The 22,750-nt window shown below is 71.6% G+C and carries 20 protein-coding genes, 2 tRNA genes, 1 other RNA gene and 1 pseudogene; 11 read left to right on the plus strand and 13 right to left on the minus strand.

Features of this window, described 5'->3' with window-relative positions; all coding sequences use genetic code 11:
• Positions 1–61: 61 nt before the first annotated feature.
• Both ACLQ2X_RS15250 and ffs read right to left on the minus strand, forming a co-directional pair.
• Positions 62–2,776 (minus strand): DNA polymerase III subunit gamma and tau, encoded by a 2,715-nt coding sequence (locus ACLQ2X_RS15250; protein WP_425681660.1) that lies wholly within the window; start codon positions 2,774–2,776, stop codon positions 62–64.
• 108 nt (positions 2,777–2,884) lie between these two features.
• An RNA gene (ffs, locus tag ACLQ2X_RS15255) (signal recognition particle sRNA small type) lies at positions 2,885–2,974 on the minus strand.
• Between the two features lie 81 nt (positions 2,975–3,055).
• Between ffs and ACLQ2X_RS15260 the strand changes: the two genes are divergently transcribed.
• The 3 genes from ACLQ2X_RS15260 (at position 3,056) to ACLQ2X_RS15270 (ending at position 6,498) form a co-directional block, all read left to right on the plus strand.
• Positions 3,056–3,140: transfer RNA gene (locus ACLQ2X_RS15260), tRNA-Ser, on the plus strand.
• Positions 3,141–3,692: 552 nt separating this feature from the next.
• Positions 3,693–4,820: a PQQ-binding-like beta-propeller repeat protein gene (locus tag ACLQ2X_RS15265; RefSeq protein ID WP_425681661.1), complete on the plus strand. Its 1,128-nt coding sequence runs from the start codon at positions 3,693–3,695 to the stop codon at positions 4,818–4,820.
• Between the two features lie 139 nt (positions 4,821–4,959).
• Entirely contained in the window at positions 4,960–6,498 is a 1,539-nt protein-coding gene (locus ACLQ2X_RS15270) for a PQQ-binding-like beta-propeller repeat protein (RefSeq protein WP_425681662.1), read from the plus strand.
• 10 nt (positions 6,499–6,508) lie between these two features.
• Here ACLQ2X_RS15270 and ACLQ2X_RS15275 read toward each other — a convergent pair whose 3' ends face one another.
• Positions 6,509–7,729, minus strand: a complete 1,221-nt coding sequence (locus tag ACLQ2X_RS15275) for an RNA polymerase sigma factor (RefSeq protein ID WP_425681663.1) — start codon at positions 7,727–7,729, stop codon at positions 6,509–6,511.
• Positions 7,729–8,058 carry a YciI family protein gene (locus ACLQ2X_RS15280; RefSeq protein ID WP_425681664.1) on the minus strand — a complete coding sequence of 110 codons (330 nt, stop codon included), beginning with the start codon at positions 8,056–8,058 and terminating at the stop codon, positions 7,729–7,731. Before ACLQ2X_RS15280 ends, ACLQ2X_RS15275 begins: the two co-directional genes overlap by 1 nt.
• A gap of 225 nt (positions 8,059–8,283) precedes the next feature.
• Between ACLQ2X_RS15280 and ACLQ2X_RS15285 the strand changes: the two are divergent.
• Both ACLQ2X_RS15285 and ACLQ2X_RS15290 read left to right on the plus strand, forming a co-directional pair.
• Positions 8,284–8,823: pseudogene (locus ACLQ2X_RS15285) on the plus strand (hypothetical protein); the annotation flags it as partial.
• 107 nt (positions 8,824–8,930) lie between these two features.
• On the plus strand, positions 8,931–9,416 hold the full coding sequence (locus tag ACLQ2X_RS15290; RefSeq protein ID WP_425681700.1) for a hypothetical protein: 486 nt from the start codon (positions 8,931–8,933) through the stop codon (positions 9,414–9,416).
• Positions 9,417–9,453: 37 nt separating this feature from the next.
• On the opposite strand, the gene ACLQ2X_RS15295 is transcribed toward ACLQ2X_RS15290, so the two are convergent.
• Positions 9,454–9,543: transfer RNA gene (locus tag ACLQ2X_RS15295), tRNA-Ser, on the minus strand.
• 75 nt (positions 9,544–9,618) lie between these two features.
• Here ACLQ2X_RS15295 and deoD point away from each other — a divergent pair.
• Positions 9,619–10,326 (plus strand): purine-nucleoside phosphorylase, encoded by a 708-nt coding sequence (gene deoD / locus ACLQ2X_RS15300; RefSeq protein ID WP_425681665.1) that lies wholly within the window; start codon positions 9,619–9,621, stop codon positions 10,324–10,326.
• A 295-nt stretch (positions 10,327–10,621) separates the two neighbouring features.
• Here the strand turns inward: deoD and ACLQ2X_RS15305 are convergent, their stop codons facing one another.
• From ACLQ2X_RS15305 to ACLQ2X_RS15320, 4 genes are all read right to left on the minus strand, one after another.
• Positions 10,622–11,161, minus strand: coding sequence for a nucleoside deaminase (locus tag ACLQ2X_RS15305; RefSeq protein WP_425681666.1), 540 nt, complete (start codon positions 11,159–11,161; stop codon positions 10,622–10,624).
• Positions 11,151–11,672, minus strand: a complete 522-nt coding sequence (locus tag ACLQ2X_RS15310) for a tRNA adenosine deaminase-associated protein (RefSeq protein ID WP_425681667.1) — start codon at positions 11,670–11,672, stop codon at positions 11,151–11,153. Before ACLQ2X_RS15310 ends, ACLQ2X_RS15305 begins: the two co-directional genes overlap by 11 nt.
• Positions 11,673–11,794: 122 nt before the next feature.
• Positions 11,795–11,965: a hypothetical protein gene (locus tag ACLQ2X_RS15315; protein WP_425681668.1), complete on the minus strand. Its 171-nt coding sequence runs from the start codon at positions 11,963–11,965 to the stop codon at positions 11,795–11,797.
• 72 nt (positions 11,966–12,037) lie between these two features.
• Positions 12,038–12,334, minus strand: a complete 297-nt coding sequence (locus ACLQ2X_RS15320; RefSeq protein WP_425681701.1) for a hypothetical protein — start codon at positions 12,332–12,334, stop codon at positions 12,038–12,040.
• 205 nt (positions 12,335–12,539) lie between these two features.
• Here ACLQ2X_RS15320 and ACLQ2X_RS15325 point away from each other — a divergent pair, with 205 nt between their 5' ends.
• The 3 genes from ACLQ2X_RS15325 to ACLQ2X_RS15335 are packed head-to-tail and all read left to right on the plus strand — an operon-like array spanning position 12,540 to position 16,098.
• Positions 12,540–13,295: a M23 family metallopeptidase gene (locus tag ACLQ2X_RS15325; RefSeq protein ID WP_425681669.1), complete on the plus strand. Its 756-nt coding sequence runs from the start codon at positions 12,540–12,542 to the stop codon at positions 13,293–13,295.
• Positions 13,296–13,344: 49 nt separating this feature from the next.
• Positions 13,345–14,418 carry a PHP domain-containing protein gene (locus ACLQ2X_RS15330; RefSeq protein ID WP_425681670.1) on the plus strand — a complete coding sequence of 358 codons (1,074 nt, stop codon included), beginning with the start codon at positions 13,345–13,347 and terminating at the stop codon, positions 14,416–14,418.
• A 9-nt stretch (positions 14,419–14,427) separates the two neighbouring features.
• On the plus strand, positions 14,428–16,098 hold the full coding sequence (locus ACLQ2X_RS15335) for a DUF885 domain-containing protein (protein ID WP_425681671.1): 1,671 nt from the start codon (positions 14,428–14,430) through the stop codon (positions 16,096–16,098).
• Positions 16,099–16,150: 52 nt separating this feature from the next.
• Here the strand turns inward: ACLQ2X_RS15335 and ACLQ2X_RS15340 are convergent, their stop codons facing one another.
• The 3 genes from ACLQ2X_RS15340 to ACLQ2X_RS15350 all read right to left on the minus strand — a co-directional run bounded on the left by ACLQ2X_RS15340 (position 16,151) and on the right by ACLQ2X_RS15350 (position 19,878).
• The gene (locus tag ACLQ2X_RS15340; protein ID WP_425681672.1) at positions 16,151–17,662 is read right to left on the minus strand and encodes a DUF6114 domain-containing protein; all 1,512 of its coding nucleotides are present in this window, start codon (positions 17,660–17,662) and stop codon (positions 16,151–16,153) included.
• Between the two features lie 74 nt (positions 17,663–17,736).
• A complete protein-coding gene (locus tag ACLQ2X_RS15345; protein ID WP_425681673.1) occupies positions 17,737–18,360 on the minus strand; it encodes a DUF6230 family protein in 624 nt (207 codons plus the stop codon).
• 390 nt (positions 18,361–18,750) lie between these two features.
• Positions 18,751–19,878 (minus strand): DUF3068 domain-containing protein, encoded by a 1,128-nt coding sequence (locus ACLQ2X_RS15350; protein ID WP_425681674.1) that lies wholly within the window; start codon positions 19,876–19,878, stop codon positions 18,751–18,753.
• A 111-nt stretch (positions 19,879–19,989) separates the two neighbouring features.
• Here ACLQ2X_RS15350 and ACLQ2X_RS15355 point away from each other — a divergent pair, with 111 nt between their 5' ends.
• Positions 19,990–21,216: an acyltransferase family protein gene (locus ACLQ2X_RS15355; RefSeq protein WP_425681675.1), complete on the plus strand. Its 1,227-nt coding sequence runs from the start codon at positions 19,990–19,992 to the stop codon at positions 21,214–21,216.
• A 152-nt stretch (positions 21,217–21,368) separates the two neighbouring features.
• Positions 21,369–22,547 (plus strand): glycosyltransferase family 4 protein, encoded by a 1,179-nt coding sequence (locus tag ACLQ2X_RS15360; protein WP_425681702.1) that lies wholly within the window; start codon positions 21,369–21,371, stop codon positions 22,545–22,547.
• Here the strand turns inward: ACLQ2X_RS15360 and ACLQ2X_RS15365 are convergent.
• A complete protein-coding gene (locus ACLQ2X_RS15365) occupies positions 22,532–22,726 on the minus strand; it encodes a hypothetical protein (protein WP_425681676.1) in 195 nt (64 codons plus the stop codon). The genes ACLQ2X_RS15360 and ACLQ2X_RS15365 overlap by 16 nt on opposite strands.
• Positions 22,727–22,750: the final 24 nt, after the last annotated feature.

Below are 22,750 nucleotides of genomic sequence, written 5' to 3' on the forward strand. Positions count from 1 at the left end.
CTGCTCGGCCGGCCCCAGCCTAGTCGGGCCCCGGCGTCACTCCCGCACGGCCGACGCGCGCTCAGCGCGCGTCCACCTCGTCGATCTTCTCCGCCCCGAACGTCTCGCGCAGCAGCTGCATCGCCTGCTCCTCGCTTGACTGCCGGGCGGTCCGCTCGTCGATCACGTCGTCCAACGGCTCGTCACCCGGGTCGAAGCCGTCGTAGGCGGGCGCCGCGACCGCTGCCTGGCCGCCGCGGACCGGGCCGTCGAACTCCGGATCGTAGGGCGGCTCGCCGGCCCACTCGGTGTCCGCCGTCTTCCGCGCCGGCTGCGCCGTACGCGGCCCCTTGCCGGGGCCACCACCCGCCGCGGCCGCCGCCGCAGCCGCGCGGGCCGCCGCGATCGCGCTGTTCCTCGGCCCACCACCCGCCGCCGCCCTCGGCCCACCCGCCGGCGGGGGTGCCGCCGGCTTGGGTACGACCGGAGCGGCGGTCGCGGTCGCCGTGCCCCCACCCGGACGGGCCGCCGCCGGCCAGTCCTCCCCGTCGACGGCGGGCGCTCCCGGTCCGGTACGCGCCGACGCCGCAGCGCCACCGGGACGGACCGGCTCCGGCCAGTCCTCCCCATCGTCCTGCCGGACCGTCGGGGCCGCCGATGCCGTCGATCCCGTCGATGCCGTAGGTCTCGTTGCCGCCGTCGAGGCGTTCGGCGAGGTGGCGATGCCCGGACCGCCCCCGTTTACGGCCTGGCCGCCGCCCGCCGGCCCGTGACCGGTGACGGCGGGCAAGGCAGACGCCGGACGTCCGCCGGGGGCGTGGGTGGCATCGATCGAGCCGGGCACGGGTCGACCGGCGGACGCCGGGTCGGCGGAGGGCGTCGACCGGACCGGCGCGTGCTCCGGACGCACCGCCGGGTCGGAGCCGGCCGCCGCATGGGAACCCGCCGCCGCACTGGAGCCGGCCGCCGGTGCGGCGTCGGGCCTGCTGACGGCGACGTCGGGCTGGTTCACTGCGGCGTCAGGCTGGCTCACTGCGGCGTCGGGGCGGTTGACGGCGGCGTCGGGCTGGTTCGCCGCGCCGCCCGGGGCCGGGCCGGCGCCGGACGGGCGGGACGGGCCACCGAGCGAGGCCGCGCCGCGCTCGCCGGCCACCTCGCAGCGGATCTGCCAGCGACCACCCAGTTCCTCGTAGAGCGCGTCGGTAAGCACGGCGGCGTGGTCGGCCATCATCTTCGCCAGCACCGTCGACTTCACGGTCAGCACGAGCGTGTCGCCGTCCAGGTCCCGCACCACGGCGTCCCGCATCAGCGCGGCGATCCGCTTGTTGCTGCGGTTCACCTTGCCGACCACCTCCGGCCAGACCCGGCGCACCGCGACCGCGTCCAGCGCGCCCGGATCGGCCGCACCCGGGCGCGGCGGCTCGGGCGTGACCGGATCGGGCAGCACCGCTGTCGGCGGCACCGGGCCACGCGCGGCGGAGGCCACGGTCGGGGCACCGGCAGCCGCCGGCGTGCCGGCGGTCTCCGGGCCGATCGCGGCGGCAGCCGCGCCCGGGGCGGGAGCCGCCGGGCGTACCTCAGGGGTCGGGGTGGGGTGCGCGGAGCCGGCGGCGGCCGGCGACGGCTCGACGCCACCGAGCGTCAGCCGGCGCTCCATCCGCTCCAGGCGTTGCAGCAGGCCGCCGGACGAGTCGTCCGCGCCGGGCAGGAGCATGCGGGCGCAGACCAGCTCCAGCAGCAGCCGGGGCGCGGTGGTGCCGCGCATCTCGACCAGGCCGTTGTGCACGATGTCCGCGCAACGGGACAGGGTGGCCGGGCCGAGGCGCTGCGCCTGGGCGGCCATCCGCTCGATCTGGTCGGCCGGGCCGTCGATGAGCCCCTTGGCCGCGGCGTCCGGCACCTGCTGGAGCACGATCAGGTCGCGCAGTCGCTCCAGCAGATCGGAGGCGAAGCGGCGGGGGTCGTGGCCGGCCTCGGCGACCCGGTCGACGGTGGCGTACGCGGCGGCGCCGTCACCGGCGGCGAGCGCGTCGCACATCTCGTCGATCAGCGCGGAGTCGGTGACGCCGAGCAGCGCGGCGGCCCGGGCGTAGCCGACGCCCTCCGGGCCGGCGCCGGCGATGAGCTGGTCGAGCACGGAGAGGCTGTCCCGGGCGCTGCCCCCGCCGGCGCGCACCACGAGCGGGAACACCGCCGGGTCGACCTTGACGCCCTCGGCCTCGCAGAGCTGCTCCAGGTAGGGCCGGAGCACCTTCGGCGGGAACAGCCGGAACGGGTAGTGGTGGGTCCGCGACTTGATCGTGCCGAGGACCTTCTCCGGCTCGGTGGTGGCGAAGATGAACTTGACGTACTCCGGAGGCTCCTCGACCAGCTTGAGCAGGGCGTTGAAGCCGGCCGACGAGACCATGTGCGCCTCGTCGATGATATAGATCTTGAAGCGGCTGCGGGCGGGCGCGAAGAACGCCTTCTCGCGCAGATCACGCGCGTCGTCGACACCACCGTGGCTGGCCGCGTCGATCTCGATGACGTCGATCGAACCGCCACCGTCGGGGGCCAGTTCGCGGCACGAGTCACAGTGCCCGCACGGCTCCGGGGTGGGGCCCTGCTCACAGTTGAGCGAACGGGCCAGGATCCGCGCGCTGGAGGTCTTGCCGCAGCCACGGGGGCCGGAGAAGAGGTACGCGTGGTTCAGCCGGCCGCTGCGCAGCGCCTGCGACAACGGCTCGGTCACGTGTTCCTGGCCGATGATCTCGGCGAACGTACGCGGCCGGTACTTGCGGTAAAGGGCCAGTGCCACCCGTCCCGCCTCCTCTCGAGGAGAGCCATTCTGCGCCGGTCGGCCCCGGGTGACCACCCACCACCCCGTGACCCGACCCGCAGCGACGTTACCCGGCCCCGGAGACAGAAAGGCCTCCCGTGCACCCGGCAGAGCTCGCTTATCCTTGCTGCCTTCCGGCCCTGGGGAGGTTCACGAGGTACCGCCGCACGGGAGGTGACGCCAAGCCTACCCGAAGGGTTGTGGATCATCCGGGAGGGTGGGGTGGCCCGCCGTCACGGGACCTGTATCCTGGCTCGCGGAGGATTCGCCTAGAGGCCTAGGGCGCACGCTTGGAAAGCGTGTTGGGTTTACACCCTCACGAGTTCGAATCTCGTATCCTCCGCTCGCTTGAGCAGGTGAAACGACAGGGCCGGTCCCCGGGGGCCGGCCCTGAACCGTCTCACCACCCTGCGCTTTGACGTTGATCAGTATGGTGTCCGTCATGTCGGAGGCACAGACGATCACGCCTGCCCCATCCGCTGTCCGCCGGTCGCCGATCGATGTGGCGTTGGACTATCCGTGGCGTTCGTTCACCGGCATCGCCGGGGTCGCCGGGATCGTGGTCGCTGGTGGTCGGGCTGGGCGTATCCCTACATGCTCGGGTTGGCCTGCCTGGTCGGCCTGGCGGTGACCGTGTGGCGAAGCCGCCCCCTCGTGGCAGGGCTGGTCGCGGTCACGATCGCCGCGACCGGATTCACCGCCCCGTGGCTGGCGGTGCGCCAGGCCTACCAGCGAGACGGAATACCGTTGGGCCCCGAATATCCCGCCCTACCCGCGGTTCGTCCTACCGTCCTCCGACGGCGGGCTGCGCATCCTGGGCGAGAAAGGAATCACCGCGGTCGGGCCCGACGGCAGGACCCGATGGCGCTGGCATTCCGACTACAGATTTTTCACGGTGGCCCACGCGTTGCCGGACGACAGCCTGGTGGTGGCCGGACGCGGCGAACCCGATGATCTGCCCGGGGTGGTGCTCGGTCCGGACGGGAAGCCCCGCTGGTCCATTCTGCCCGGCGACGGTTTTGACATCATTGCGATCAGTGACCGCACGCTTGTCACAGTAAACGATTGTTCGAAGTCTGGCTGTCGCTACGTCGGCCGCAACCTGGCCGACGGCACGATCATCTGGACGGTCACCGCTGGCTTGGGCCCCGAACACGCGGCGACCAACCTCACCAAGACGGCGTGGATCAGCCGCGAAAGTGGCCCGTCGTTCAACACCGCCTGGTTCGCCACGAAAGATGCCAGCGGCGCCGGTCAGCTTCGGTCGGCCGACACCGGCGCGGTGCTCCGCTCCTACCTCAAAGGCCATTACGTGTGGAGGGCCGGCGATGCCGCGTTGATCATCGGACCGGGCACCTCCGGATGCAGCCTGGAGATCGTCCGAACCGGACGGACCTCACCGCCACCGGCACCTGTCGACTGCGCACTCCACGATTCGATCAGCGGAACGTTCGTGAATGAGGGATCCGGGAGGACGGGATACGGGACGCCAGGGCACGGGAAGCGGGGATACGGGATGTTCAGCGGCGACATGCTCTGGTCCGAGACGACCAAGAGCGGGTCGGCCTACGCCGTGGACCTCAACACCGGCGCGGTACTAACGGTGGCCGCCTACTGGCCACGCTCGGGACGCCCGGCAGACACGAAGGGTGAGGTATCGATTCTGGGCGACGGAGTGCGGGTGGTGGCGACCAGGGACGCGGTGGTCACCCGGGATGCCGCGACCGGGAAATCCCTCTGGCGGCTCGACGTCCCGGCCGACCAGGTGTACACACTCGCCGCGGAAGGCCGGCTGGTGGTCGTCGTGCAGAAGCAACCGGAATTGTTCCTGGAGGGACTGTTCGTACCGGGATACGCAGGCCTGGCCGTGCGCGCCTTCGACGCCCGCAGCGGTGAACTGCGCTACCAGGCGCGCGGCCCGTCAACGCTGGAGGCGCCGATAATCGTCGGCGACCGGATGATGACGGAGTTGGTGGACCGGGACGGCCGAACCCGCCGGTGGCTGTTCACGCCGTCCGGATAGCCGACACCTCTCATCCGCGGTCCAGCTTGTCGCGCGCACCCAGACCGTCTCGCGAGGTACGGGTGCACCGATCGCGGCGCCGGCCCTGCGCCCTCTCACCCACCTCCGGGTTTTGACGATCATCAGTATGGTCGCGGTCATGTCGAAGGCACAGACGATCACGCCTGCCCCAGCCACCGCCCGCCGCTCACCGATCGACGTGGCATTGGACTATCCGTGGCGTTCGTTCACCGGCATCGCCGGCGCTGCCGGGGTGGCGGCCGGCTGGTGGTGGGTTTCGGCGCTCCCCTACCTGCTCGGGGTGGCCTTCCTCGCCGGCTTGGCGGTGGCCGTGTGGCGAAGCCGTCCCGTCGTGGCGGTGCTGACCGCGGTCACGATCGTAGTGACCGGTTTCACCGCACCGTGGCTGGCGGTGCGCCTGGCCTATCGACATGAGGGGAGTCGGCTGAGCTCGGATATTCCGCCCTACATTCCGCCCTTCCCTCACTTCGCCCTGCCGTCCTCCGATGGTGGGCTGCGCATCCTGGGCGGGGGAGACATCACCGCGCTTGGACCCGACGGCAAGACCCGATGGCGCTGGGGGTCCGGCTTCCACCATTTCGAGGTGGCCCATGCGTTGCCGGGCGACAGCCTGGTGGTGGCGGGCGAGCGCGAGTCCGATCGGCTGCCCGTGGTGGCGCTCGGCCCGGACGGAAAGCCCCGCTGGTCCATCACGGCTGAGGATTACGCCAAAATCATTGCGATCAGCGACCGGACGCTCGTCACACGGATGTGTTCGCCGTCTGGCTGTCGCCACGTCGGTCACGATGTCACCGACGGCTCGATCACCTGGACGCTCACCGCGCACGTGGGTCGCGTGGAGTCGGCGCTCGACCTCTCCCGGCCGCCGATCAGCGACCCCGACCTCGGCCTGTCGTTCGGCACCGACTGGTTCGCCTCGGCAGACACCAGCGGCGCCGGTCAGCTTCGGTCGGCCGACACCGGCGAGGTGGTCCGTTCCTACCCCGAGGGGCACAGGGTGTGGGAAGCCGGCGACGTCGCGCTGATCATCGGGCCCGGCCCTTCCGGATGTGTCCTGGAGATCGCCCGGACCGGACGGGCCTCGCCGCCGTCGGTACCTGTCGACTGCTCACTCATGGAGTCGTTCGGGAAGACGCGTTTGGACAACCGCGCCGGGATGCGCACCGGTGACGCACTCTGGTCCGAGACGACCAAGGACGGCTCGGCCTATGCCGTGGACCTCAACACCGGGACGACACGAAAGGTGCCCCCCTACTGGTCACGCGTGGCCTCTCCGGCAAACACGAAGGGGGATGTGTCGGTTCTCGGCGCCGGGGTGCAGGTGGAGTCGACCAGGGACGCGGTGGTCACCCGGGATGCCGTGACGGGGAAAACCCTCTGGCGGCTGGACCTGCCAGCCGCCGAGGTGCCCACCATCGTCGCCGACGGCCGGCTGGTGGTCGTCACGCACCGGCCACGGAGGTTGCTCCTGGACGGACTGTTCGCACCCGAGGAGGAGAAAAGGTGGGCGCTGCGCGCCTTCGACGCCCGCAGCGGTGAACTGCGGTACCAGGCGCGCACAGGGCAAGAACCGGTGATCATGGGCGACCGGATGCTGGCGTACCTGCCGGACCGGGACGGCAGGAGCAAGGCGTGGCTGTTCGCGCCATCCGGATAGCCGGCACGACTCACCCGCCGGCCAACTGGTCCCGCCGCCGCCTCAGGTACGCGGTCTGCGCGCGGTTCCCGGCCAACTCGATCGCCCGGTCGTACGCCGCCCGCGCCTCCCGGCCCCGGCCCATCCGGCGCAACAGCTCGGCCCGGGTGGCGTGGTATGGGTGGTAGCCCTCCAGCGGCAGCCCGTCCACCTCGGCGAGCGCGACCTGCGGCCCGTCCAGTTCGGCGAGCGCGACCGCCCGGTTGAGTCGCACGATCGGTGACGGGTCGACGCGTACCAGGTGGTCGTAGAGCGCGGCGATCTGCGCCCAGTCGGTGTCCCGCGTGTCGCGGGCGTCGGTGTGGACGGCGTTGATCGCGGCGAGGATCTGGTAGCGGCCCGGCGCGCGACCGGTGGCGATGCACGCACGGACCAGTTCGTGCCCCTCGGCGATGAGGTCGCGGTCCCAGGCGCCCCGGTCCTGTTCGGCGAGGACGACGAGTTCGCCGGTCGCGGACACCCGGGCGGGTCGGCGGGCCTCGGTGAGCAGCATCAGCGCCAGCAGTCCGGCGGTCTCGCCGTCGTCGGGCAGCAGCGTACGGACCAGCCGGGTGAGCCGGATCGCCTCGCCGGTGAGGTCGGCGCGGACCGCCTCCCTGCCGGGGTCCGAGGCGAGGTAGCCCTCGTTGAAGATCAGGTAGAGGACGGCGAGCACGCCGGTGACCCGGGCCGGCAGGTCCTCGCGGGACGGCACCCGGTACGGGATGCCGGCCGCCTTGATCTTCGTCTTGGCCCGGGTGATCCGCCGGCCCATCGCGGCTTCCTGGACCAGGTACGCCCGGGCGATCTCCGGCACGGTGAGCCCGCCGACCAGGCGCAACGTCAGCGCCACCCGCGCCTCCATGGCCAGCGCGGGGTGGCAGCAGGTGAAGATCAGGCGGAGCCGGTCGTCGTCGATGACGCCCAGCGGTTCCGGGGCGCCGGTCAGCATCAGCGCCTCCCGGTGTTTGTCCTCCCGCCGGCTCTCGCGCCGGATCCGGTCGACGGCCCTGCGGTACGCGGTGGTGGTGAGCCACGCGCCGGGGTTGGGCGGTGCGCCGTCCACCGTCCAGCGTTCGACGGCGGCGGCGAACGCCTCGGCGGTCATCTCCTCGGCCACGTCGAGGTCCCCGATGCGCCGGGCGAGCGTGGCGACCACCCGGGCCCACTCCTCGCGGTGGACCCGGGCGAGCACCTCGCCGACGTCGGTCATCAGCTCAGGAAGGGCCGCAGCTCGACGCGGCGGTTGCACCGTTGGGAGGCCTGCGCGGCGAGCGGGAGCGCCACGTCGAAGTCCGGCGCCTCGATGATCCAGAATCCACCGACGTACTCCTTCGTCTCCAGGTAGGGCCCGTCGGTGAACACCGGGCTCCCGGCCCGGCCGTCCACGACGGTCGCCGTTTCCGGTGCCGCGAGACCACCTGCGAAGACCCAGTGGCCGTCGGCTCGCAGTCGCTCGTTGAACTCACCGATCGCGTTCATCTCCGCCTCAGTGGCCGAGCCGGTCCTGTCGTCGAGGACAGAGATCAGGTACTGCGCCATCGGTTCCTCTCCCAACGTCATGGGGCCCGCGCGGGCCGCCGTCACCCCGGCTACGAACGTCGCCGCCCCGGTCGGACAGCCGTGCGGTGCGAGTATCGGGCTCGGTGATGCGCGGGCACCGCCTCGCCCGTACGTTGGGACAGCGGTCGCGTCGCGCGCGTCGGGACACCCGACCAGCGTCGTGCACACGTTCTATCCACAGCCTATGGAGCCAGGAGAGGCCGGATGAGTTACGACCTCAGCGCCGTGGTCGCCGACGTGGAGTTGCTCCGCGAGCACACCGCCGGCCTGGACCACGCGGTGCTGGCCGCGCTCCGTCAGGACTTCGCGCTGCTGCCGGTCACCCCGCAGCTGGTGCAGGAGCTGACCGGCGGGCTTCCGGATTTCGCCGAGGACGAGCCGCACGCGGAGCGCCCGTTCCGGCTAGTGCTGTCACCGCCGCTGGCGGAGGTGCTGGCCCGCTGGTCGCGAAGCGGGCCGGTGGCATACCTGGAGGCGGAGTTCTTCGGCGGTGAGGGGTACCAGTCGGCGGTGGTCTGGCTGGCCGGCGAGGTGAGCTGGGGGCCGCGCTACGACGACGCGCTCGACCGGCCGCGCGCCCAGTGGCCGATCAACACGGCGCTGGCCCGCCTGGGCGTGGAGCCGGGGGCCTGGATCGACCCCTTCGCGGAGTTGGGCCTGCACCTGGAGCGGGACACGGACGGTTGGCTGGCGCACGGCAGGCGTGGACTGTCCGCCGACTACTGGGACGAGCTGGCCGAAGAGTGAGAGTTGCGCCAATCCGAGCAGCACCAGCAACCTCAGCGCCCCGGTCCCGTTGGGGACTGGGGGATTGCATGAAAATACGACAATTTGGCTTTATTGCCGCCATGCTGGCGGCTGCGTCCGCCGCCGGCAGCGGCGTCGATCCACAGTGGCCGTTCCGCCCGGCCGGCGCCGCCGAGGTGGTCAGTCTCGACGGCCTGCGCGACGCGGAGTTCGGCGACACCGAGGCGGAGCTGACCCGGCGCGGCCTGCTACGCACCGAAGATCAGGCGTGCGGACCCACGCTGACCGGCCCCGGCTCGGTCAGCCCGATCTTCGTCGACGACCGGCTGGTCCTGCTCTGGCTCGACGACCCGGCGAGCACGCCGGAGGGCATCACCGCCGGCGCGCCCACCGACAGGGTGCGCGCCGCGTACCCCGGCGCCGTCGGCCTGCCGGCGCCGCCCGACAGTCACCGTTTCGCCGGGCTGCTCGCCCGCGACGGCGACCGCGCCTACCTGTTCCTGCACGACGGCGTCACCGTCCGCAAGATCATCGCCGGGTACGCGGACTGGGCCCGCCGCCTCTTCGACGAGGGCTACGGCCCCTGCTGACGACGAAGCGCCCGGGGACGTCCCGGGCGCTTCGGTTTGGCGGTGGCGGCGGGATTTGAACCCGCGGAGGGCGTTAACCCTCACACGCTTTCGAGGCGTGCTCCTTAGGCCACTCGGACACGCCACCGCCGACGAGGGTACAGGACCACCGGACTGGACGCCGAACCGGTATCCCCGCCGCCGACCTGGCAGGATCTTTGCCATGAGTACGCACATCGGCGCTGAGCCGGGAGAGATCGCCGAGCGGGTCCTGATGCCGGGCGACCCGCTGCGGGCCAAGTGGATCGCGGAGACCTACCTGGAGGGGGCCCGCTGCTACACGACGGTGCGCGGCATGCTGGGCTTCACCGGCCGGTGGAACGGTGTCGACGTGTCCGTCCAGGGCTCCGGCATGGGTATGCCGTCCGCCTCCATCTACGCCCATGAGCTGGTCAACGAGTACGGCGTGAAGTCGCTGATCCGGGTCGGCTCGTGCGGCGCGCTGGCCGAGGACCTGCAACTGCGGGACGTGGTGGCGGCGATCGGCTCGTCCACCGACTCGAACATGAACCGGGTCCGCTTCGACGGGCTGATCGACTACGCCCCGGTGGCCGACTTCGGGCTGCTGCGTACCTCGGTGGAGGTGGCCGAGCGGCGCGGCATCAGCATGCGGGTCGGCCCGATCCTGGCGGCGGACGCCTTCTACACCGACCGACCGGACCTGTACGACACGCTTGCCGACTACGGCGTGCTGGCGGTGGAGATGGAGTCGGCGGCGCTCTACACGATCGCGGCCCGCTTCAAGGCCCGCGCGTTGACCATCCTGACCGTCAGCGACCACATCAAGACCGGCGAGAAGACCACGTCGCAGGAGCGTGAGCAGACCTTCGGCCAGATGGTCGAGATCGCCCTCGACACCATCATCGCCTGATCACCCCGTCGTTCCCCGACCGCCCCGCCGCCGCCCGGTGCCGGGGCGGTCGCCGTTCCGCGCCCGTCCGGTCCGTGCGGCGCCATGGCCGGGTCGTCGCGTCCGCGCCCAATGCCGTGCCCTCCGGCCCGGGCTGCCCCGCCTGTCAAGGCAGGCAGGATCCGCCGGTGGACGATATGACTCAGAGGCATAATTATGCCTCTGAGTCATATCACTCCGAACCGATGCCTTCTCCGGTGCGGCGGCCGAGCCGGCCGCACCAAGCCGCAGCGCACCGCCGCGCACCGCACCGCGGTCAGCGGAAGAACGCCCGCAGCAGCGCCGCGCTCTCGCGTTCCAGCACGCCGCCGTACACCTCGGGCCGGTGCGTGACGCGGCGGTCGCGCAGCACGTCCCACAGGGAGCCGACCGCACCCGTCTTCGGTTCCCACGCGCCGAACACCACGGTACGGACGCGGGCCAACCCGATCGCCCCGGCGCACATCGTGCACGGCTCCAACGTCACGACGAGCGTGCAGTCGTCAAGCCGCCACCGGCCCAGCCGCTGCGCCCCCCGGCGCAGCGCCAGCACCTCGGCGTGCGCGGTCGGGTCGCCGGTCAGTTCCCGCTCGTTGCGCCCGATCGCCAGCTCGGTGCCGTCGGGACCGTAGAGCACCGCGCCGACCGGCACGTCGTCGGCGTCCCGGTCGGCGGTCGGGCCGTCCGGGCCGGTCACCGCGACCTCCAGGGCGCGGCGCATCCACAGCTCGTGCCGCTGCCGACGGCCCACCGTGCCCGGGTCGGCCGGCGCCTCGTCCGCGCCCGGTGCCACGAACCCACCGGGCTCAGACCTCACGCAGCTCCTCGACCTCGTCGGCACAGCCGAGCACCTGGCAGACCTCGGCGGTCACGTCGCCCGGCATGGATCCTTCGTGGGAGCAGAGCGCGAGCAGCTTCTGCGCCGGGATGCCCAGGTCGGCGAGGAGGTCGGCGTCGCCCACCGGGTCGGCTTCCGGGTCCACGGCCGGCTGTTCGCTGTCGTCGTCGACGGACACCGGCGGCTCGTCGACGTCCTCCAGCCCGGTCACCGAGGTCTTCAGGTCGCCGACCAGCAGCGCGCCCAACCGGGACTCCTCGGCGTACGCCGAGTCGGAACCGAAGACCCGCAGGTCCTCCCCCTCGTCGAGGCGCAGGATCACCAGGTACGTGTCGTCCGCCTCGACGAACAGCAGGGAGAGCTCGGCGTCCGGCTCGACGTCGCGAAGCCGGTCGGCGACCTCCTCGATGTCGGTGACGCCCCGGAGGCTCACCGCGGCGGCGGTCCAGCCGCCGTCGATGCGCGCCGCAGCAGCAGCGAAGTACGACACGGTCCCCCCAATTCGGCCTCGGCAGCACGCCGACTCGTCACGCGATGCACGTTAACCGGTCGGGTCGGCGGTCGACGGGTCAACGCCCCGTAACGGGCCGGCCGTTCCTGGAGAAAAGTCCGTCAGCCGGCGACCCGGCGGCGGGTGGCGATGAGCTGGCGGAGGTGTTCGCCGCGCGCCCGCCTCGGCCGTTGGCGCTGCTGCACCGCACGGGCACCGGCCAACTCGGCAAGGAGCTGCAGGCGACGCCGGCTCCGCTCGGGGTCGAGCTGCGGCGGTGTGGTCCAGGCCATACGGCGAGGGTGGACCGTCTGCTCGCGTACGTCAAGACCGTCTTCGCTACGCAGCGAAACCGGCACCGAAGGTCACCAGAGCGGCCAGTCGCCGGTCTGCGCCCAGCGGAGGGCGACGATCGCAGCGGCGATGCTCCAGCCACCCGCGGTGACGATCGCGACGCCAGTCGCCACCCCCCGGTCACCGTGCCGGATCAGCACCGCGGCGACCGTCCAGGCCAGCGCGCCGGCCAGCAGCGTCCACCAGGCGTATCTGGGCACATCGCCGCCGAGCAGCCCGAACAGCAGTAACCAGGCGAACGTGACGGTCGCGCCGATGGCCACGCCGCCGCCGGTGATCGGGTGCGGCTCGCGGTAGCTGGGCCGCATGGACCCGCCGGACGGAAACAGCCCCGAGGGGGTACGCGGCGGCAGGTGCGCCGCCCCCGGGTCGGCTCCCCCGGGCTCGCCCCGCCATCCGTAGGTCACCGCTGCCCCTTCCCGGACCATCCGCCCGCTCATCACGCACCGTCACCGGACGCTGGCCCGGCTCTCGGCGTTCGTCCCTACGGTAGTGGTCTGCCAGGATGACCGGATGCGCTCGCCATCGATCGGACGTCGCGCCCGTCCGGCGTACCCGGTCCTGCTGCTCGTCGCGGCGCTGGCCGCCGGGTGCGGTCGTCCCCCCGCACCGGTCGACACGTGGCAGGACCCGAGCCCGAGGGGGACGGCCGCGCAGCCCGCCGCACCGGCGACGCCGGGCGCGGCCCCGACCTCGCCGGGCGCGGTCTCCGCCCCGGCGTCGACGGGCGCGAAGGTGCGGCGGGTGTTCCCGGTGCGGGCCACCGACGTCGACTACCACCCGACGCACGGCGGCTACCCGGGCACCGACGTGTTCGCCGACTGCGGCGAGCCGGTGGTGGCGGTCACCGACGGCGTGGTGCTGGAGGTGAGCCGGGTGGACCGGTTCGACAGGCGCGGCCCGCGCGGTCCGAACAACGGCGGGCTCTCCGTCTCGCTGCTCGGCGACGACGGGGTGCGCTACTACGGCTCGCACCTGAGTGCCGTCTCCGCCGGTGTCGACGCGGGTGTGCGGGTACGCGCCGGCCAGCAACTGGGCAAGGTGGGCCGCACCGGCAACGCCAACAATGTGTGCCACCTGCACTTCGGGCTCTCCCCGCAGTGCACGGGCAAGAACGACTGGTGGATCCGTCGGGGTGTGGTCTGGCCGGCGCCCTACCTGACCTCGTGGCGCAAGGGCGGTAACCGTTCGCCGGTCACCGAGGTCAGCGCGTGGCAGCGCGCGCACGGCTGCCCGACGTCTCCGGGGTCGGCCGCCGCCGGCGGCTGACCCGGCGCGCGGCACGCGACGTGCGGCGCGAGCGCGTAGGTTCCAGGGCATGAGTGCCCGGGATCCCATCGCCGACCTGCGCCGGATCGCGTTCCTGTTGGAACGGGCGAACGAGGCCACCTACCGGGTGCGGGCGTTCCGCTCGGCGGCGAAGACACTCGGCGCGCTGCCCGCCGCCGAGGTGGCGGAGCGGGCCCGCACCGGCACGCTGACCGAGCTGTCCGGCGTCGGTGATGTCACCGCCCGCTGCGTGGCCGAGTCGCTGGCCGGCGAGGAGCCGGTCTACCTGCGCCGGTTGCTCGCCACCGAGGGCACCGACCTGGACGAGGCGGCGGCGACGTTGCGGGACGCGCTGCGCGGCGACTGCCATACCCATTCCGACTGGTCCGACGGCGGCTCGCCGATCGAGGAGATGGCGCTGGCCGCGGTCGAGCTGGGCCACGAGTACATGGTGCTGACCGACCACTCGCCGCGGCTGACGGTGGCCCGGGGCCTCACCGCGGAGCGGCTGCGCCGGCAGCTCGACCACGTCGCCGCCGTCAACGAGGCCCTGCCGGCGGGTTTCCGCATCCTCACCGGCATCGAGGTGGACATCCTCGCCGACGGCTCGCTCGACCAGGACGAGGATCTGCTGGCCCGGCTGGACGTGGTGGTCGGCTCGGTGCACAGCGGGCTGAACGACGAACGGGCGAAGATGACTCGGCGGATGCTTGCCGCGATCGCCAACCCGCACCTGGACATCCTTGGTCACTGCACCGGCCGGATGGTCTCCTCCCGGCCCGCCGGGGTGACCGGGCCAGGCGACCGGGGGCACCGCGCGCGGACCCGCAAGGAGAGTGACTTCGACGCGGACGCGGTCTTCGCCGCCTGCGCGGAGCACGACGTGGCCGTCGAGATCAACTCTCGGCCGGAGCGGCAGGACCCGCCGAAGCGGCTGATTCGCGTCGCACTGGAAGCCGGGTGCCGGTTCGCGATCGACACCGACGCGCACGCCCCCGGCCAGCTCGACTGGCAGCGTTTCGGCTGCGAGCGGGCGGCGCTGTGCGGGGTGCCGGCGAAGCGGGTGGTCAACACCTGGACGGCGGACCGCCTGCTGAAGTGGACGGCCGACGGTGTCACGTAGGGTCGCCTGGTGGGACACATCGATGACCTCGCCAACCGGTACGTGGCCGAGTGGGCGCCGCTGAGCCCGACGGGCGCCACCTACGTCGGCATCGCCGGCTACGACGACCAGCTCGACGACCTGTCGCCCGACGGCTACCAGGCCCGCGCCGAGCTGACCCGACGCACGCTGGGGCAACTCGACGTGACCGAGCCGCAGACCGAGGCGGAGCGGACCGCCAAGGAGGCGATGCAGGAGCGCCTCGGCCTGGAACTGGCCCGCCACGAGGCCGGTGAGACCGCCAGCGAGGTGAACGTCATCACGAGCGGGCTGCACGAGATCCGGATGGCCTTCGACCTGATGCCGACCGACGGTGAGGAGGCCAAGGCCAACGTGGCCGCCCGCCTGAACCGCTTCGCGTCGGCGTTGGACGGCTACAAGCGCACGCTGCGTGAGGCGGCGGCCGCCGGGCGGGTCAGCTCCCAGGTCCAGCTCGTCGAGGTCGCCAAGCAGTGCGACATCTGGGTCGACCCGGAGGGCGACAACTTCTTCCACGGGCTGGCGGAGCGGCTCGACGCGGACGGCACCCTCGGCGCCGAGCTGCGCAAGGGTGCCGCCGCGGCGACCGCGGCCACCGCCGAGTTCGGCCAGTTCCTGCGCACCGAACTCGCGCCGACGGGCCGACAGAAGCAGGCCGCCGGGCGGGAGCGCTACGAACTGGCGTCGCAGTACTTCCTCGGTGCGAAGGTCGACCTGGACGAGACGTACGCCTGGGGTTTCGCGGAACTGGCCCGGTTGGAGGCCGAGATGCGGTCGGTCTCCGCGCGCATCGCCGGGCCCGGCGCCTCGGTCGACGACGCGGTACGCATGCTCGACGCCGACCCGGCGCGGACGGTACGCGGCAAGGAGGCATTCCGCGACTGGATGCAGGAGCTCGCCGACCGGGCCGTGACCGAGTTGGACGGCACCCACTTCGACATCCCCGAGCAGGTGCGCCGGATCGAGTGCTGCCTCGCGCCGACGAGTGACGGCGCGATCTACTACACCGGTCCGAGCGAGGACTTCTCCCGGCCGGGGCGGATGTGGTGGGCGGTGCCGCAGGGCATCACCGACTTCTCCACCTGGCGGGAGGTGACCACCGTCTACCACGAGGGCGTGCCGGGCCATCACCTCCAGGTCGCCCAGACCGCCGTCCGGGCCGACCTGCTCAACCGGTGGCAGCGGCTGCTCTGCTGGGTTTCCGGGCACGGCGAGGGGTGGGCGCTCTACTCGGAGCGGCTGATGGACGAGCTGGGCTATCTCGCGGACCCCGGGGACCGCCTGGGCATGCTCGACGGGCAGGCGCTGCGGGCGGCCCGGGTGATCGTCGACATCGGGATGCACCTGGAGTTGGAGATCCCGAAGGACAACCCGTTCGGTTTCCACCCGGGTCAGCGGTGGACGCCGCAGCTGGGCTGGGAGTTCATGCGGGCGCACTGCCGGGTGCCGGACGAGAACCTGCGTTTCGAGCTGAACCGCTATCTGGGCTGGCCCGGACAGGCCCCCTCGTACAAGATCGGCGAGCGGATCTGGTTGCAGGCCCGCGACGACGCGAAGGCTCGCAAGGGCCCAGACTTCGACCTGAAGGAGTTCCACCGGCAGGCGCTCGACCTGGGCTCCCTGGGGTTGGATCCGCTGCGCCGGGCGCTGGCGCGGCTCTGAGGCGTTGAGCGACGCGGGTTCCGGCGCCGATGGGCAGGACCCGCGTCGCGTTTCAGCCGAGCGTCAGGCGCAGCGAGGGCCGGCCGGTGAGGGTGTCGCTGGTGACGTACGCCAGGTCGATGACCGGGTCGGTGAACGTCACCGGAATGGGCACGGTGACGGGCAGGCCGTCCGGGAACGGCAGTTCCGGCGTCAACGTGATCTTGATGCCGGCGAGCCTGCCGACGAACCGGGTGCAGTAGAAGGCGACGTCGTCGCGTACGGTCAGGCGGTCGGTCCGGTATCGCTGGGTGCGCCCGGCCGGGCCGTCCGCCTCCAGCAGGAAGTCGTCGGTGACGGCCTCCTTCATGCTGAACTTCAACACCTTCAGGGCACCGGAATCGGTCTGCAGGTCGGTGATCCCCTCGAACCGCAGCCCGGTCATGGTGACCTTGGATCCGGTGAGTTTGGACGGCGCCCGGGCCACCCTGGGCAGGCTCGGGTCGGCGGCGATACGCGGCAGCGGCTTGCCCGGCTCCACCTTGCCCGGCTTGGTCGGCCTGGGGGCCGGCCTGCCCGGCGACGGGCAGTCCGGTGAGCCGGGGCGGGTGGTCGGCTTGGCCGTCGGCGTCGTCGACGCACCGGGTGCGGGGGTGGCCGACGGCGTTGCGGTCTCCTTGTTCTTGCCACCGGTGAACAGGTTGCCGATCCCGTCCAGGATGTCGGTGATGATGTTCCCGTCCCGCGTCGGGCTGGCGCTCGGCGTGGGCGTCGCGGCGGGAGCGCTCGGCTTCGGCGTGGCCGGTCGGGACGGCGTGGGGCAGGCGTTCGCGGCGGGCCGGCTCGGGGCCGCCTGGACGGCCCGGGGCTGGGCGGCCAGGCCGGCGGTGGCCAGGCCGAGCACCACGAGCACGACGCCGAGGGCGCGCGGGTCGACGGAGCGGCCCACTCCCTGCGGTTCCTCCACCCGCTGCCCGGGTGCCGACTGTCGAGGGGCCGGCCGCTCCCCGCCCGGCCCTTCGACAGTCGGCTGCTCGGTGGTCGGCTGCCCGGCGTCCGACCGGTCGGTGAACAGCTCGTCCACGGTCACCCGCTCGCCGGCCGGCGCGGCGGCGCCGGGGTCCTCGGTGGCGTCCGCGGTGTCGGTGGCTGCCACGTCGCCGGCTGCGGACTCGTCGTCCGCCGGGCCCGCCGCCCGGGTGGGCGCCCAGCCGAAGGCGAGGGCGCTACCGGTGATCCCGAGCAGCAGGCCGAGGAAGAAGCCGCCGAGATTGAGCCCGATCAGCGAGTAGACCGAGGTGATCGCGGCGACGATCGCGTAGAACAACTGCTGCGCCGGGCTGAACCAGAGCAGTACCCCGCAGGTCGCCAGGATGGCCGGGATCAGCAGGGAGAGCAGGCCGGTGGCGCCGCTGTGGAAGCTCAGGCCGTTGAGGGTCAGGTGGGTGGAGGCGAACATCTCCACCCCGGCCAGGATGATGAGGAGGCCGCCCCAGAACGGCCTGCTCCGCCGCCAGAGACGGAAGGTCCGCCATGCCTGGGCCGCGGTGCCGGGCCGGGCGCGGGACGGGTTGACGGTGCTCACGTACTCCTCCTGGCGGAGCGGGGACGGGGACGGGGTGCGACCCGCGGTGATGGTCACCGCGGGCCGCGTTCACCTCAGAAGCACTCCTTGCCCTTGGCGTCGTCACCCACGTTGACCTTGAGTCGGAGGCCGACCAGGTTGAAGGTGGCTGCCGTGGTGTACCGGGACACCTGCTTGAGGTCGCGGATGGTGACGCGGTCGGAGTTCTGGCCGAACGAGCCCTTCTGCGCCGTCGGGTTCAGGTCGCTGGCGTCCCGACCGATCTTGATGTTGGTGAAGGTCGCGTTGCCCTCCAGCGAGTCCATCGCGATCACCAGGTCCTTGGCGCGGGCGGGCTCCTTGCCCTCGCCGGCGTTGATGGTCAGCACCACCGGCAGGCCGGGCAGGTCGGCGCGGACGGACTGGCAGAGGCGGTACAGCTCGGCGCTGCTGATCTCGGCCATGGCGATCGGGCGCGTCGCGCCGGCCTTGCCGTTCTCGCCCTTCTCGCGGACGATGCCGCCGTACTGCTTGAAGCCGTCACCCTCGAGGCGGTCGGCGCCGATTTTGAACGTCTGCCCGGACACGGTGATGTCGGAGGCGATGGCGCCGCTCGACATGCCGAACAGGATGGCCCCGGCGGCTGCCGTGGCGGGCACCATCATGGCGGCGAAGCGCCGCCACCGGGTGCGGCCCTGGTCCTCGAACCGATTCTGCACGGGTTCCTCCTTGAGCGGATGTGCGCGGCGGCCGGTCCGAGCCGGGCGACCTGCGACGATCCCGTCCGGTGTTACCGGCGGGTAACGATCGAGCCTGATCGTGCACCCGATGAGGCGCAGCTCACAACCCCCCAATTACCGGCCGGCAACATCAGCCCGGCCGGCACGGTGACCCCGCGTCACGAAAGGCCTGGCCAGACTGCCCGAGCGGGCGGACAAACAGCGGCAAACGTGACATAGATGCTCGTCAGCGCAACGGAAAGTTATCCGAGATGCGGTAGTTACGTTCGGGTAACAAATGCGACGTAGCGTGCCGTCATGGCAAACCACCACGACGAAGGGGTGGACCGCGGCGCGGTCCACCCCTTCGTCGTGCTTCCGGCGTACCGGTCAGCGGCGCTCCGGCACCGATGCGTCGCCCGACCGCCAGTTCGTCGACGCCGGCGGGATCTCGTCGTCCAGTGGGCCACCCACCGGCTCCTGGTCCACGCGGGTCGACGTCGGGTCGGTCGCCGGCGGGTCAGCCCGGTGCCTGGCATTGTTGCCGTTGGGCCGGGTCACCAGCCACACCCCTGCCACCAGGGCGATCAGGCCGAGCACACCGGCGATGATCGGACCCCACAGGCTGACCATGCCGATCTTGAAGCGGTTCTCCTTGACCGTCTCGACGCTACGGCTGATCGTGTCCTCGTTGTAGACGAAGTCCGCGTCCAGCAGCACCGTCGGGCTGCCCGTGTCGGGACGCAGCTCCTTGTACTGCTGCTCCCGGACCTTCACGTAGGCGCCCGTCACGGGGTCGACCCAGAGCGTCCGCGTGTTGCTGTAGACGACCTGGCCGCTGGTGGCGCCGGGGGCGAACTTGCCGATCAGCGTCTGGATGCTGTCCTGCGGGGTGTTCAGCACCTCGTTCTGGATCCGCTGCTCGAACCGGTACGTCTCGATTCCCTTGATCTTCTCCGTACCGGTGTACCGCGCCGAGAACGGCTTCTTCAGGTCGCGGTCGAACACGTCGTAATCCCGCTTGCTGGTGTCGAACGGGAACTTGTAGACCTGGCCTGAGTAGCGCACGTTGCCCACCGGGACCTGGTCCGCGCCGGACTCGTTGAGCCACTGCTCGTCCCACGGCGCCGCCGCGCCGGAGATCCGGTACAGCGCCAGCTCGGTGCTGTACTGGCTGATGACGTCCTGGGTGTCACCCCGCTTGACCGTCTGGTAGACGTCCCAGATCATCGCGTTGCCGTCGAGTTCCTTCGGCAACCGGTCCTTCGTGTCGTCCGGCTGCGGGATGACCTCGATGCTGGACACCAGATCAGCCTGCGGGACTTCGATACTCACCGAACTTCCGTCGGCGGTGATCTTCAGGAATTTCGCGCCTTTCGCCTCCGCGACCGACGTCGTCGGCTCAAGGTCGTATGGCAGCTTTTTCACTGCTGGGGCCACATAGAACGGCAAACCGGCCGCAAAGACCAGTAACAAGACACCCAGCCCAAACAGCGCGGCGCCCAAGCGAAGCTTCACTCATCCTCCTGTAACCCGCCGCCCTACGGCCTGTCGTCCGGGGCACCCGATCCTTAACATGGCGGGAGGTTACTCCCCAGTCAACTTCAAAGCGACCCCCTGGATGTCCAGATGTCCACAGCCGCCGCGTCAACAATCCCGAAGCCCTCGCCAGCCGGTCGTCTCCCCGCCCTCGACGCGTTGCGTGCGATCGGCGCCGTGGCGGTCGTCGGTCACCACGTGGGCTTCCAGACCGCCGTCACCATGAACACCACCTGGGGCGGCTGGTTGGCGCGCCTCGACGTGGGCGTGGCCATCTTCTTCGTCCTCTCCGGTTTCCTGCTGTTCCGTCCGTGGGCGCTCGGTGTCGCGACGGGTCACCCCCGACCACGCGCCCAGCGCTACTTCTGGCGCCGTGCCCTGCGGATCCTGCCCGCCTACTGGCTGGCGGTGGTGGTCTGTTTCGTGGTCCTGCCCGGTAACAATCCGTCCGCCGGCGACTGGTTCCGCCACCTCACGCTGACCCAGATCTACAGCTACGGCCAGTTGCGCCAAGGGCTCAGCCAGACCTGGAGTCTCGCCACCGAGGTCGTGTTCTACCTGATCCTGCCGTTGATCGCGGTGGCCGCCGTGGGCCGGACGTGGCGTCCCGTCCGCACCGTGCTGATCACCGGGGTCGGGGTGCTGGTCACCGCCGGATGGCTGCTCCTGATGGGGCTCGGCGTGCTCGACAACGCCCTGCACACCATGTGGTTCCCCTCGTACGGCGCCTGGTTCGGCGGCGGCATGGCGCTGGCGGCGGCGCACGTGGCGCTGCGCACCGGAACCGCGCCCGCCGCGTTCCGGGTGCTCGACGACCTCGCTTCCGCGCCGATCGCCTGCTGGGCCACCGCGGTCGCCCTGATGGCGATCGCCACGACGCCCATCGCCGGCCCGCGGGACCTGACCGGTCCGACCGCGATCCAGTTCGGGGTCAAGCTGACCCTCTACCTGCTGATCGCAGTAATGATCATGATCCCGGTGGCCTTCGGTGGGCCCTCGCGGGCCAAGGAGGTCTTCTCCAGCGGCCCGTCCCGATGGCTGGGGCACGTGTCCTACGGCCTCTTCCTGTGGCACCCGATGGTCATCGAACTCATCTACCTGCTCGACGACCGGCCGCTGTTCACCGGCGGCTTCCTCAACACCTTCGCGCTGACCATGGCCTTCGGCCTGGTGTACGCGGCCGTCAGCTACTACGGCGTCGAACGGCCGCTGCAGATGCTCGGCTCGCAGAAGCGCCGACGCCCGACCCGGCCCGACCGGACCTCCCCGACACCCGCGGCCGAGGTGCCCGCACCGGAGGTGGCCGCACCGGCGTAGTGGCCGGCGCGTCCGTACGAAGCGACCGGCCACCGGCGCCGAACCGGTGGGAGCGACCCGACCAGACATTGCCCGACGCGGGCCCAGCCCTTAATGTGACGCGCACCGCTAAATTACTTGAGAGTAGGGTTCGCGTGGAGCGTCGCTTCGGCATGCCCGGACACGTGCTGTTCCTCAACTGGCGAGACACCAGTAACCGGGAGGGCGGCGGTTCCGAGGTGTACGTGGAACGGATCGCCGCCGAACTGGTGACCCAGGGATTCCACGCCACCCTGTTCTGCGCCGCGCACCGCGACGCGCCCGCCGAGGAGACCAACCCGGCCGGCGTCCGGATCGTCCGACGCGGCGGCCGGCACACCGTCTACCTCTGGGCGGCGCTCTGCTACCTGGCCGGTGCGCTGGGCGTCGGCCCGCTCGCGGCACGCCGGGGCGGTCGGCCGGACATCCTGGTGGACGTCTGCAACGGCCTGCCGTTCCTCGCCCCGCTGTGGGCCCGCCGTCCGGTGGTCAAGCTGATCCACCACGTGCACCGCGAGCAGTGGCCGGTGGTCCTGCCGCCGTGGGCCGCGCGATTCGGCTGGTGGATCGAGTCGTCGGTCGCCGTGCGCATCTACCGGCGCTGCCGGTACGTCACCGTCTCCGAGGCGACCCGACGCGAACTGGCCACCCTCGGGGTGCCACCGGAGCAGGTCGCCGTCGTGCACAACGGCACGCCGGAGCTGCCCCGCACCGACGCCGAACGGGCGCCGTTCCCGCTGCTGGTGACGCTGAACCGCCTGGTGCCGCACAAGCGGGTCGAGGTGGCGTTGCAGGCCGTCGCGGCGCTCGCCGACGAGCTGCCCCAACTGCGGCTCGTGGTCGCCGGCCAGGGCTGGTGGGAGTCGCACCTGCGCGAGGTCGCGACCGAGCTGGGCATCGCCGACCGGGTCGACTTCCGGGGCTTCGTGACCGAGGAGGAGAAGGCCGCCCTGCTGGCCTCGGCCTGGGTCGCCCTGACCCCCTCGCTCAAGGAGGGTTGGGGACTGACCATCGTGGAAGCCGGCGCGGCGGGCACGCCGACGGTGGCGTTCCGGGAGGCCGGTGGCGTCGCCGAAGCCGTCGTCGACGGACGTACCGGACTGCTGGCCGACGACCTCGACGACTATCTGAAAAACGTTCGCACGCTGCTGCACGACCACGAACTGCGGCAGGAGATGGGCGCGCAGGCGCGGCGGCACGCGGGCAGCTTCACCTGGCAGGTGGCCGGGAAGAACTTCGCCTCGCTGCTGGAGACGGCGGATTCGCCCCGCCGGGTGCAGCGGCGGGGCGAACCTTCCTACCTGGTGCCGTAGACCTCGGGGGCGTACGGGTCCGGCTTACCGTCCCGCTTGGCCGCCTCCGAGGCCTTACGCGCCTCGGCCGCGGCCTCTTCTGCCGTGGCCGAGGCGGCGGCCGAGATCCCGCCGAGGGCCAGGACCCCCAGCAACGCCGCCACCAGGCCGGACACGACAAGGGTCAACGCTCTGCGCATGCCATCCTCCAGTGGTGAAGCGTG

The organism is Micromonospora sp. DT31 (assembly GCF_049841795.1).
Classification (GTDB): domain Bacteria; phylum Actinomycetota; class Actinomycetes; order Mycobacteriales; family Micromonosporaceae; genus Micromonospora.